The sequence below is a fragment of the Clostridium beijerinckii genome (assembly GCF_008705175.1).
Classification (GTDB): Bacteria; Bacillota; Clostridia; order Clostridiales; family Clostridiaceae; genus Clostridium; species Clostridium beijerinckii.
The window spans coordinates 761,097-774,445 of sequence record NZ_CP043998.1 but is presented as its reverse complement, the minus strand read 5'-3'; the positions used below and the strand labels follow the sequence as shown (position 1 = coordinate 774,445).

Below are 13,349 nucleotides of genomic sequence, written 5' to 3'. Positions count from 1 at the left end.
AAAACATTCTAAAATGTATTGTTAGTTTAACCAAGAAAAATGGAACTACCTATTTCTATTAAAAAATTCAGCACATTATAGTCATTACAAATAAATTCTTTCTCATTTACTGAAATTGAAAGGTATATAACTGCTAATAGCTCTCCGTTACAAATTATTGGAGATATACAGACTGATTTCCAGTCAGGAAGCCCATAACTATTGTGACTGTCCATGCTCTCCCAATCTACTAAATATAAACCTTTTTCTTCTTCAATGACTTGATTTACTAATTTAAAATTAAACCTATCATCTAAATTCCAATTATCCTTATTTCTTCTCTTACTATACGTATTAACTATTTTCTTCTCTTTTACAATAAAAATTGTAGCTACATCGCACTCAATCGTCTGCATAATCTTTAAAATAAGATTATAAATCTTTTCTTCCTTACTACATCTACGTTTGGCAATACCAGCTATTTCTTTAAGCATTAACATAAAATTATAATCTTTAGCCGCATTTCCTGATAATACTCCAGTTAATTCGTCATTTGTATTTCCACTTGCTCCGCACTCATTTTCCCAAACGATGCATCTATTCTTTCCATCACGTTTAGCCTTATATAGAGCCTGGTCAGCTCTCCTTATAATTTCTTCATTGTTAAGAGATTCATAAGAACTCATTGCTATTCCTATACTTACAGTCACTTTTCTTTTATCTCCTAGAATCCTTGCTTCCTCTATATTTTTTCTTATTCTCTCCCCTAAATTTATAGCTGCTTCACAATTAACATTAGGCAAGAGAATTATAAATTCCTCTCCTCCATATCTTCCAATAATATCACCTTTGCTCATACACTTTTTAACTTCATCTGCAACCTTAACTAAGACTTCATCTCCAGTTTGATGTCCATATTTGTCATTTACGCCTTTAAAATCGTCGATATCAAACATCATTACAGCAAATTCACTTTCTCTTGCCTTCGCAGAATCTAATAAAAAAAGTAACGCTTCTTCAAAATATTTTCTATTATAAACACCTGTCAGCTTGTCTAGTGTAGAGCTTATTGTAAGATTATACTTTTCTAATAAAAAGGTTAAGAAAGGTTTAAATTTCTCTATTGTTTTCTTTGATTCATTATTTATATAATTTAATGCGTTGTTAGTAATAAATATTAATCTTGCATTAATTCCTGCACTACTATTTATGTGTTTTTCTCTATTTATTATTTTCATATACATACAAGATCTTATTCCATCTTTCAGTACCTTATCATCTAACTGATAGAATCTAGGGTCATTACTGCAAATTGCGAATGTATCTTCATCTGAATCAACTTTTAGTGAGAGGTATCTATTTATTTCATTTTTGTCGCTAATTCTATACGTGCATATAACATCATTTTCTCCCTGCTCGTTCTCTGTAACAATCATAGCCTTATCTGCTAAAATTAATCTAGCCATATACTTCATCACATTTTTTATATCATCAATAGTATTATTAGAAAACTTCTCAAAGACTTTAAATATATCTCTAAAATCATTGTAATAGCATTTTTCATATAAATATTGGACCAATTTAAATGTATCTTCATTATCTAGTATATTCATTAAATCTAATTCTTTTAATATTTGCTCTAAATCCTCAATTGTTTTTATAAATTGTGTTGATTTAAAACTTATATTTATACCCAAATCTTCATTTAAGCATTTTACAAATAACTTACGGGTTTCCAAAAACCTACTATTATTTGCATATGATAACTTATCATTTTGTGGTAATAAATTTATTGTATCTATATATAAAGCTATAGATTCATAATAATAATTCAATGCCAATACATTACATTCAAGTTCATTATACTTCTCACCAATCGCAGAATATATATCAGCTTTAATTTCCTGATTATCCACAAAAGAGCATACTCTTAGTGCCTTATTTATCAGAAAATTATATTGATTTCTATTTCTAAAATTGAGTTCTAGATATACATAAATTCCTTCAACATTATAATTTTTAGGATATCCATTGAGATCAAAGAATAATTCTTTAGCCAATCCCTTATATCCAAGTGTTAAAATTCTTCTAATAGCACTTATCCTTATTTCGAGACATGTATCTACATCCTGTAATAGCTTAATTTTTTTCTCTAACTTATTGTATACATTTCTTATATCACCCTCATTTTTACATTTATATAAAATAAGCTCAAAGTAATTGCAAACAACTATTTTATACTTAGAACTATTGCTATTAAATATTAGAGCATATATTTTTTTCAAGTGGTCATATGCCAAATCATAATTACAAATCATCAGATTATATAAAGCATATGTATAGTTTGTATTTATAATTCTATCTTCCAATAGCTTTAATCCTTTTTGCATTTGCATTATTAAATTATGATACTTTACTACCAGACTTATCCTTCCTGATTTTATATATAACAAACAAAGTTCATTGCAAATATTAAATGAATAAGAGTCTATCCCCTCTTCTCTTTCTCTTTCTAGTGCTCTTAATAGATATTTCTCTGCTTCTAAATATCTTTTTTCCTGACTATAAATATCTGCTATGCAAATTAGACTCAATATTTCCCTCTTGTATACTTTCTGTTTATTTCCTTCTCTAGCTATTTCTAAATATTGCTCTAAAATCTCCTTGTTATCTCTTCCTTCTTCCTTACAGACAGATGCATCTAATAGTTTAATATATAATTGACCATTAATATTATTGTTATTAATAAATATACTGTTTGCATATAAACATAAATTTTTGGCCTCTTTATAATTCCCCTTCTTTATATATATATTAATAAGGATACTCACTGCCCAACCATATACATCCTCTTTTATCTTATTTTCTTCACATATAATTATTGCTTTTTGTGCATTAAGCATCGTTAATTTATTGTTATATTCTAATCTATATTTTAATGAAAGTGCATAGTAATAATAAACCTCTCCCTTAGGATAGTGTTCTTTATCTAGCAATCTTCGTACACAATTTAAAGAATAATCTATCCCTGTATCTATATCTGTAATACTATTAATTTTTATTATTATCATTTCAAGCAGCGTATATATTTCAATTTCAATTTCGTCATTCTGTATTGCTATTTGATTTGCCTTTTCAAAATGTTCAAAACTTTTTTCATGGTTAGATTTTTTTTCATAAAGCTTTGCAATCTTAATTGCCACTTCACTTCCACTTGAATCACTAGGATATGTTAATACCTTCTTATAATATGATATTGCCTTCGATATATCACCTAACAGATCCTGAGCTTCTGCGTATTTTAATGTATAAAAATATGCTTTTTCGTAACTATTACTTTTTTCTAAATGCAATAATAATTCTTCTATATAATAATCTGTATCAAGTAAAATTTTTTCCATAAAAATAGATGCCTTAGAGTGTAGTTTAATTCTTTCTTCTTCACTTAGCTTTAAATACAATATATTTCTTAATAAATTATTTCTAAAACCTATAAGTATACCTTGATCACTTATTTTATCAGTCAAAATGCCTTTTGATTTTAAATTATCATAAATTTCTATATTATCAGAATCCATTATTACATATTCTAAAATTATTTTTTCTGATAAAGGAGTTTTAAATATAGCTAACTCCTTTAAAATATTAATTTCTTCTTCATTTAATGAAAAAATACTTGCCTCTAATCTTCTTTCTAGAGATTTGGGTATAAGTATATCTTGAACCTTAATATTAGTCTTCCATTCTCCATTATTGCTATCAAAATATAAGGTTCCATTACCGTATAATTCATTTATAACTCCACTTATATACTGCGGATTCCCTAGCGTTTCTGAATATATCTTTACCGCTAACTTATTAACATCAGTACCTGTATTAAGCATACTTCTAATCATCTTAGTAGTATTATATTGATTAAAATAATTTATTTTATATTCTTCGTACGTCTCTACTTGTTTTAGTTCATTTATGAACTTTATGAAATTTTCATCAACACTGCTTTCATTCATAGAAAATATTATCATAACATTTTCTAAGTTATTTCTTAAAAAGATTATATATTTAATAAACAGTTTGAAAACTTCATTTTTTTTATCTAAATCATCTATTATCATTATAAATGGCTTAGTCATTGTATATTCACTTATGAACTTCCCCATTCTATTAATCAATTGAAGCTTTTGTTTATTATTTTCACTATTTGTAGAATTTTTTTCAAATAATATAGAAATAAATTTTTTTATATAAATTTCATACTTATCTCTCAAATTCTTATCTACTTTATTTAAAATGTAATTTAGTATTGTATTATATTGCTCTTCGTTGCTTGCATTTTTATTATTAAAATCATCAATATATATAATGTCTTTGAAGTATTTGTTTTCAAATCTATATTTAATTTCTTCTAAAAGTCTGGTTTTTCCGCTTCCATCTTCACCATTGAAATTTATAAACTTATTTCTCTGCTTGTTTTCCAATATCCTCTGAAAATTTTTTTCCACTATTTTTATTTCTTCTGTCATTCCTATTATATCTAAATCCGTTTTAATCTTATTTAAAGCCTCACTAATAAACACGCTATAGTTCTTCTTCATTTTTTTGTTTATATTTTGTATAAAATATTTAAGTTTAAACGATTTATTTATAGTATTCACTCGATTATATATATTTTTTATATCTTCTAATCCTTTAAATCCTGTTTCAAGTTCTGATTCTGTGAATATTTGTCTGCACAGTTCTGCAACTTGTACAATATTATCTTTATTTGAATTTATATCTTCTCTTGTTTCGATGTTATATTGGTAAGGTAATGAATTTATTAAATTGAACTTTCTTAATTCATTTGCTAACAAATCTTTCATTTTGACTTTCACATTATTGTTAGAGTCGGGAATTAATATTACATCCTTCATACTAATATCATCAAATATATATCCTTGCATGTTTAGCGTATTGATAGCAGCACAAATCTCCATAAATGTATCTAATTTCTTATGAAAGTCACATTTATTAAAATAATCTTGTGTATCCAGTTTAGCCTCTACATACTCCATTAAATACCCATATTGAGGAGTATCAAGTTTTATCCCATTAATACTATAAATTATTTCAATATTTATAATGTTAGTAACGTTCTCAAAATTAAGATTTTTAATAGTCTTAAATTTACTCAATAAATATTCTCTTGTTTTCTCATATGTAAAACCATTTTTCAAAATACATAGAACATATCTTGCGTCTCTCTCTGTATCTGTAACAATATAATTTGAAAAATTCTCTTCAATAACTATCTCATGCTCTATTAGATATTTATTATTTACATTTCTCAATTCTAATTCATCCCTTTTCTTCACTAACTTGAAGTTTACCAATCTATCTAAAATTATACCATATTTTAGCATAATCCTGAACACTATTATATCTAATTCAATTAATTATCTACTTTTTTACATAAATTCATATTTTTATAATTATATCTTCTTAATTATCATTGTAACCAAAAGTATATAAAGGCTTATAATATAAATTTAATTTTAGGACATAATACTTTTTGTAAAAACATTTAGGAAGGTGATAATATGAATCTAAAATCGCTAAAGAAATACATTCCTTTTGTTTTGATTATAATAACTATAATTAATTATCAAAATCTTCTTATGCATACGGTTCTTGCTGATGAAAAAAAAATAATATATCTAACTTTCGATGATGGCCCAGCTGGAAAGGTGACCACTAATGTTTTGGACATATTAAAACAAGAATCTGTTCCTGCAACCTTTTTCTTAATAGGAAGTCAAATCAAAGGACAAGAAGATTTAGTTAAAAGAATGTATAATGAAGGGCATGCCCTTGGTCTTCATAGTATGAGTCATAATCGAAATATCCTTTATCACTCTAATGAAGAATTTCTAAAAGAGATGTTGGATACCCAGCAAATAATTAATTCCATAGTTGGTATTAAGCCAACTATACTAAGATTCCCTTTTGGTTGTAATAATAACTGTTATAAAATTTCGCAGTCTATGGTGGATTTACTTCATCAAAATAACCTAAAAATTTACGATTGGAATACAGATAGTGGTGATGGTGCTCACCCTAATGCTAGTCCAAGTACATTTATTAAAAATTCCAAAAGTGACAAAGAGCGTGTAGTACTATTAATGCATTGTGCATATATGAGTAAAAATTCAGTAACGGCTCTACCTAGTGTAATTAAATATTATAAAGATAATGGCTATGAATTTAAAGCAATCGATGAAAATACTGATGAAGAATATCATTTCATGAAAAAATAATAATGGGTAAAATAAAGAAGCTATCTCAAAATTAATCCTTTTGAAATAGCCTCTTTAAATTATACAAAATATCTATTCTACCGCATAGCTTCCATTTACCGATGTAATCTTTTCAACAATTTTAAACATTATAATTCCTGATATTGTATTCACTATTATTGTTGGCACGACTACTGATATGAAAAGTACATTAAACGATAATCCTCCAGGTAATCCTACTATATTTGCTAGTAAAGTTAAAAATACTGTTCCGCTCACTAAAGTTCCTAAAGGTAATAATATTGATACTTGCACTAACTTATTAACTTTATTTCTTAAAGGCATTAATATCAAATACATGACATTACAAGTTATAAATTTATCTATAATATTTGGTAATTGTCCTCCTGGTGTTTTAGTTGTTAGTGCCGCAAACACTCCCATAATAATCCCACATAGTAATGTTGTTTTATAATCTTTATTAAACACTATTATTATAAATAACATTGCTAATGAGAAATCTGCCTGCATACCGAATGGTGGTGTAACCTGGTGTAATATTGCTCCTATTGCTATTAAAATTGCATTTGTTGCCATTTTCTTTGTATTCATAATAAAAATCCCCCTTGTTAATCTTTGCTTATTTTATTTTTAAGTTGAAACCACTTTCTTTCACAACATACTTATCACGCCCCAATATTTAAATATATTTCTTTGTTATGCTTCCAAATATAGAGTCTTTTGGTTAACAACTACTAAAAAAGAATATAAAAAAACCGTCCTATAATTAATAGGACGGATATTATCCGCGTTGCCACCTAGATTGCATAAAATGCCTCTCATTTCAGATACAAACATATCTTATTCGCTATAACGTGCGACTTACGGCTAAACTACTCTCAAAAGATTTCATCTCGCTCCTCAAAGGCCCATTCATCATTAACTACCGTACTGAAATCTCACCACCTTCAGCTCTCTTTAACATTGTTATATGATTACTATCCCTCTTCGTAGGATTTATTTTATAATCTTATATTATATCCTCAAATAGTGTTTGTCAACACTTTTTATAAAATTTCCTTACCGATTATATTCTTAATTGCGTCAAACATTCTTGGTTTACTGAAATAGTATCCTTGAACAACATCACATAATATTGTTCTTAAATATTCAACTTGCGATTTTTCTTCAACACCTTCTGCCACTACTTCTATCCCCAATTGATGTGATAAGTTTATTATATTCTCTACAATACATTTACTCTTAGGATTGTTCATCAAATCAATTACAAAACTCCTATCTATCTTTAGCACATCTATAGGTAATTTTGTCAAATAGTTAAGTGAAGAGTATCCCGTCCCAAAGTCATCTAAAGCAATGCTTACTCCTAATTTTTTTATCTCCTGAAGGATCTTAACGTTTCTATCAAATGATTTCATTAGCATACTTTCTGTTATTTCTACTTCTATATACTTTGGATGAATTTTATATTTCTTTATTAGTTTTTTAAAATCTGATAAAACGACATCCTCTCTGAGCTGCATTTCAGACAAATTAACTGCTATCTTAAAATTATCATTTCCCTCGTTTAAAAGACATTTCGTCTTTTTGAATACTTCTTCCAAAACAAAACTTCCAATTGGAATTATCATTTTTGAACTTTCTGCGATCGGAATAAATTCCGCCGGACTTACCATTCCAAATTCACGACTTTCCCATCTTGCTAAAGCTTCAAATCCGTTTACCAAAGAATCATCGAGTGATACTTTAGGTTGAAACATAACATATAATTCATTATTATTCAGTGCAGTTCTTAACCCTTTCTGCAAACTATAAACTCTATTTAGCTCATCAGAAAGGCTATCATCAAAAAAATCACACTCATTTTTACCATTTTTCTTTGCTTCATACATTGCTGCATCTGCATTTTTGAGTAATGTATTATAATCTATTCCGTGATCTGGAGATAGAGAAACACCAATACTTGCTGTTAAGTATATTTTTCTTCCATTCACTATATTAGGTTTTTCAAAAGACTTTGCTATAGCATTACCCAAAGTTATAATTTCTTGTATATCAATTATATTTGGCTTAAATAACAGAAAAGTATTGCCGCTATATCTTGATACTAATATATCTTCTGTAACAGATTCGACTATATTATAGCCCACTTCTTTTAACACTAAGTCTCCAAAATCATGCCCGTAGGAGTCGTTTACATATTTAAAATTATCTAAATCTATTATCAGCATCGCGGCTCTAGTATTACTATTAACAACATTTTGTAACATTTTGGCTACCGTGTTCTTGAAAAAATATTTATTAGGTAGCCCTGTAATTCTATCACTATGAATTATTGAATCTATTGTTTTATTGACCATAGATTCTTTCCAATTTTTCGTCAAAGAATCTATATCACCATATTCATTCTCTAAGTCCTTAAAGCAATAACTAGTTCCAGTAAAGTAATACTGTTCATTACTTTTAATTGACTTCCCGACAAGAATAAACTCAACAATGTTACCCCTAGGACTTTCCATCTTGTATTGTAGCTGCATTTGTTCTCTATTTATATAGTGTCTCTTTAAATCTTGAGAGAAAAAGCTTAAAACATTTTGTTTATCTTCTTCACCAACAAAATTTATAAATTGATCTAAAGTTTCATTCTTAGTATCATACTCTTCAAAAAAACTTTTCATTGTATCATCAATTATTAATTTAAGCTCTGATTGATTCCAAATTATATTAACGCCCAAAATTGGTATAGAATCAAATATTTCCTCATGATTTAATTGAAGTTCCTCCCTAATCATATATATACAATCCTTCACATAATTCTATAATTTGTACTATTCCTGTTTGTTAGAATCTTTAGATTTCTTATCATTTGCTAATGATGCTATTAAAGCTGCTGTTGCTGCTATAACAGTAATTAATTTGCCTGTCTTTTTTAAATTCATATAACATCACCTTCCTAACTTTATGAATAATTATTTATTAAGACTCTAATTCTTAAATTGATTTTCTTCTTCCTCGTATTTATAGCCGATACTTATTAATATATTTATAATATCGTCTTTAGATAATTCTAAATCATCACAAAGAATATCTAATGAACCATATTGATCTCTTAATTTCATGTTTATTACACTTAACAATATGTTTGGATCACTGATCCCCATAGGATTATTTTCCATCTCTACTCTTCCTTTTCATCTATTGGTATATGGTTAATTATAGCATAGCATACATTTCCAAATTAATAAATACTTTTAGTTACTTAAGTCTACTCTTCATCGTAATAATCTAGAAAAGAATGCTTTTCTTCGCCCTTTTGCCAACCTAATATTGAATCCATACTAACATTTTCAGCTGCTTTAAAGATAGACTTTTCAACTCCGCTAAAATTCTTCTTTAATTCTTTAATAAGATCTTTTATTTCATATCTCTTATTACCTATTCTTTCAGCTGCAACCATACAAGCGCAATTCAATGGCCATATACCACTATAATTTATAAATCTTTTTATATACTCTTCCTCTATAAAATACATAGGCCTAATTAATTCTAAACCTTCAAAATTTTTAGCTTTTAATTTAGGCAACATTGTCTTAAAATTACCACCATATAAAATGTTTAGCATAGTTGTTTCAATTACATCATTATAATGATGTCCTAATGCAAGTTTATTACATCCAAATTCTTTTGCTTTTGCATAAAGAGAGCCTCTTCTCATTCTTGCGCATAAATAACATGGGTAATCCTTAGCCATTTTATCAACAACATCAAAAATGCCTGATTCATACATATGAATTGGAATATTTAGATGCTCACAATTTTCTATTAGTAAATTTTTTATATCTGGATGATACCCTGGATCCATAGCTAAAAATACTAATTCAAATTTAACTTGACCATGTCTTTGCAACTCCTGAAATAATTTCGCCATAAGTATACTATCTTTTCCTCCAGAAATTCCAACAGCAATTTTATCTCCTTCTTGAATTAAATTATATTCTTTAATTGCCTTAACAAATTTTGACCAAATATGCTTTCTATAGCTTTTAATTATAGCTTTTTCAATCTCTTCTAGTGGCTTTTTTTCTCCATCTGGTATAATTCTTGGACAGCCTTTTCCTGCAATTGTACTCATTATTTCATTTCTCCTTATTATCTTAATAGTATCCAGATCATAGATACTAATTATTCTTGAATATATCTTTCTTTAAAGAGTTTATAATGAACACTTAAGATTTACAAGTGTTTTTAGGTTTTAATATTAGCTGATTTTAATTATTCGTATTTGTACTTTGATTTTCATATATCAAAGTAATGTTTCTTTAGAAAGAGATTTCACTAGTTCTTCAGGGTTTTTGTCTTTCATTAAACTAGACATTATAGCAATTCCACTTGCTCCAGCATCCAATACTTTCTTATAATTATCTTGATTTATTCCGCCTATCCCAATGACTGGAATGTCAATCTTCTTGGAAAGAGCCTCTATTTCCTTAATTCCTCTAGGAGGAAGACCTTTTTTACAATCAGTTTCAAACACATGGCCATAAATAACATAGTCTGCTCCTAATTTAGCCGCTTGTATACCTTCTTCGCAACTATGTATTGAAACGCCGATCATCTTATATATTTTATATTTATTCCCACTAAAATAAAAATTATCCACCATTTCTTTAGAATTTATTGCTCTTCCTGTGCATAACCTGTTACTAATATTTATAAAATCATTAAATGATAACTGAATTCCATCAACATTGGACTTTTTAGCAATATCTATATTGGAATTTAGTATTATTCTGATATTTGTATTTTTCAGTTCCTCTTTTACTTTCAAAACTAATATCATTAGCTCTTCACTGCTTAAATCTTTTTCTCGTATAATTAAGAAATCTAGATTAGATTCTGATATTTTTTTTATTTGATCAAAAAAGTCCCTACAAAGTTTTCTATTTGTTATTCCAATTACAGACATCTTTAGTTTATACCTCTTCTCCTAATATTAATCTAAGCGCCATATTTGCTTCATGACAAGCTGCGATACCAACCCTAGGTGCCATTAACCCCTCATTTACTTTTGCCTCATTTTTAAAGTCTCCACACATATATAGCCTTGTATTTATTTTTTTGCTAATTATTAGATTATTAGAATAATACCCTGCCATACCTGAGGCTGAAATAACCTTTGGTTTTTCTGTCTGAAGTAAAACTTCTCTAACTATCATCGCTTTATTTTCTGCGCCATCAAATGCTTCAATTACAATATCCATATCCTCAAATAAATCTTTAATGTTATCCTTATCTACATACGTATCAACAACTTCGATATTTATGAACGGATTGATTTCTAACAATATTTCTTTTAATGCATGGCATTTTTTCATTCCAATATGTCTTATAAAGTATTGTTGTCTGTTTAAATTACTAGGTTCAACCACATCAAAATCTATTATTTTTATATGTCCAACCCCAACTCTTCCCAACGCTAATGCTACTGTTGAACCAAGTCCACCAAGTCCAGCAATAGCTATCTTCGCCTTCTTAACTTTCTCATGAACCTTTGGAGTATGTCTACTTACCATTAGTGCCTCTAACTCTTCTTTTTTAGGCACCTCGCCTCTCTTAATTAAAGTAACTTTATCGCCTTCATTTAGAGAATAATCTTGTTTAATTGGAAAACCATTTAAAATAACTATATCCGCATCACTTTTTATCCTGCTTCTAACTTCAAATGCAGTAATTTCTCCCTCAATATCTATTTCTCTTTCATTTACTAAAACTTTCAAACTAATATCCCCAATCTAAATAAATTTTAAAACTTAATATATCTGTTCATTATTTACTCATTATTTTCTTATCAGTCTTTTTTCATAATTTGTACGACCAATGGGCAGAACCTCTACTTATTTGGCTTCCATAATAAATTACTAGATAATAAAAAGACTTACACTAAGGTAAGTCTTATAAATCTTCTAAAATATTTATTGCTTCCCTACGGTGGTATTAGCCACATCAGGTCAAAAGAGTTAAAGCAAATAAGCTTCTCTCAGCCAATTAAATTGGCACCCCTAGCCTTTTATACTATTCAATTTCTGTTATGGTTATATATTATCATTTTATTTCTTATAATTCAAATTTTTATGGATTAAATCCATAAATTAGATTTGTAAATTTATTCATATTTTGTATAAAAATCAACTTTTTTCTAAGTTCATAGAATTAAATATAGAATCAGTAATTATTATTACTATATTTAAATTTATATTTTTAAAATATAATTGAACATTTTTTCTAACGTGGTAAAATAATATGTGTCGGTATTCAATTAGAAGCTGAACGGAAATTCGTATATATTATATATTTTTCCGAATTATATCCATATATCAAGGAATAAGAACGGAGGTACCTTATGGAAAGAGGCTATACTAAATCTAAATTTTCAGTTAGACAGATTGCAATGATCGGAATGCTTTCTGCAATTTCAATTTTCTTAGGATTAACCGGGCTTGGGTTCATACCAATTCCACCTGTAAAAGCTACTATAATGCATATCCCAGTTATTATAGGTGCGATAGTTGAAGGCCCCATAGTTGGATCCCTAGTTGGATTAGTTTTTGGTTTATTCTCAATGTATCAAAATTTTACCGCTCCTGGTCCAACATCATTTATATTTTGGAATCCTATAATTGCATTAGTTCCTAGAGTCCTAATTGGAATTGTAGCATACTATGTGTATATACTTCTTAGAAAGAGATTTAAAAATCAAAGCATTAGTATTGCAATAGCATCAATCTGTGCTACATTAATTAACACTATAGGTGTTTTGGGTTTAACTTACGTATTTTACTTAGAAAGATACTCTGCTATTTTAAAGATAAATCCACAAACTGCTGGAATTGCAATTGCAACCATTGGTTTAACAAATGGAGTTCCTGAAGCTATAGTGAGTGCTGTAATATCAGTCCCTGTAATTGTAGCTATATTTAGAATTAAGAAAAAAATTTAACTAAACTCTAAACAAGTAAAATAAAATATTTTTTAAAGAATATAAATTATAAAGAGGCACTTGCTAAAAGCTGCCTC

At 27.9% G+C, this 13,349-nt stretch carries 9 protein-coding genes, 1 riboswitch and 1 other annotated feature; of the genes, 2 read left to right on the top strand and 7 right to left on the bottom strand.

The window, feature by feature from the left end; translation table 11 throughout:
- Window positions 1–26: 26 nt before the first annotated feature.
- Complete coding sequence (locus F3K33_RS03700; protein ID WP_039773305.1) at window positions 27–5,381, bottom strand: diguanylate cyclase; 5,355 nt, start codon at window positions 5,379–5,381, stop codon at window positions 27–29.
- 177 nt (window positions 5,382–5,558) lie between these two features.
- Between F3K33_RS03700 and F3K33_RS03695 the strand changes: the two genes are divergently transcribed.
- Window positions 5,559–6,275 (top strand): polysaccharide deacetylase family protein, encoded by a 717-nt coding sequence (locus F3K33_RS03695; protein ID WP_017212459.1) that lies wholly within the window; start codon window positions 5,559–5,561, stop codon window positions 6,273–6,275.
- 72 nt (window positions 6,276–6,347) lie between these two features.
- Here F3K33_RS03695 and F3K33_RS03690 read toward each other — a convergent pair whose 3' ends face one another.
- The 6 genes from F3K33_RS03690 to thiF form a co-directional block, all read right to left on the bottom strand.
- A complete protein-coding gene (locus F3K33_RS03690) occupies window positions 6,348–6,866 on the bottom strand; it encodes a tryptophan transporter (RefSeq protein ID WP_011968000.1) in 519 nt (172 codons plus the stop codon).
- A 176-nt stretch (window positions 6,867–7,042) separates the two neighbouring features.
- Window positions 7,043–7,275, bottom strand: a binding site (T-box leader).
- A 46-nt stretch (window positions 7,276–7,321) separates the two neighbouring features.
- A complete protein-coding gene (locus F3K33_RS03685) occupies window positions 7,322–9,067 on the bottom strand; it encodes a putative bifunctional diguanylate cyclase/phosphodiesterase (RefSeq protein ID WP_011967999.1) in 1,746 nt (581 codons plus the stop codon).
- A gap of 192 nt (window positions 9,068–9,259) precedes the next feature.
- Window positions 9,260–9,451: a DUF4250 domain-containing protein gene (locus F3K33_RS03680; protein ID WP_011967998.1), complete on the bottom strand. Its 192-nt coding sequence runs from the start codon at window positions 9,449–9,451 to the stop codon at window positions 9,260–9,262.
- Between the two features lie 89 nt (window positions 9,452–9,540).
- Window positions 9,541–10,407, bottom strand: coding sequence for a tRNA 2-thiocytidine(32) synthetase TtcA (locus tag F3K33_RS03675; RefSeq protein ID WP_011967997.1), 867 nt, complete (start codon window positions 10,405–10,407; stop codon window positions 9,541–9,543).
- A 171-nt stretch (window positions 10,408–10,578) separates the two neighbouring features.
- Window positions 10,579–11,241 carry a thiamine phosphate synthase gene (locus F3K33_RS03670; protein WP_023973634.1) on the bottom strand — a complete coding sequence of 221 codons (663 nt, stop codon included), beginning with the start codon at window positions 11,239–11,241 and terminating at the stop codon, window positions 10,579–10,581.
- A 7-nt stretch (window positions 11,242–11,248) separates the two neighbouring features.
- A complete protein-coding gene (thiF, locus tag F3K33_RS03665) occupies window positions 11,249–12,052 on the bottom strand; it encodes a sulfur carrier protein ThiS adenylyltransferase ThiF (protein WP_023973635.1) in 804 nt (267 codons plus the stop codon).
- Window positions 12,053–12,238: 186 nt separating this feature from the next.
- Window positions 12,239–12,346: riboswitch (TPP riboswitch) on the bottom strand.
- Window positions 12,347–12,675: 329 nt separating this feature from the next.
- Between thiF and F3K33_RS03660 the strand changes: the two genes are divergently transcribed.
- Window positions 12,676–13,272, top strand: a complete 597-nt coding sequence (locus tag F3K33_RS03660) for an ECF transporter S component (RefSeq protein ID WP_011967994.1) — start codon at window positions 12,676–12,678, stop codon at window positions 13,270–13,272.
- The last annotated feature ends 77 nt before the right edge of the window (window positions 13,273–13,349 follow it).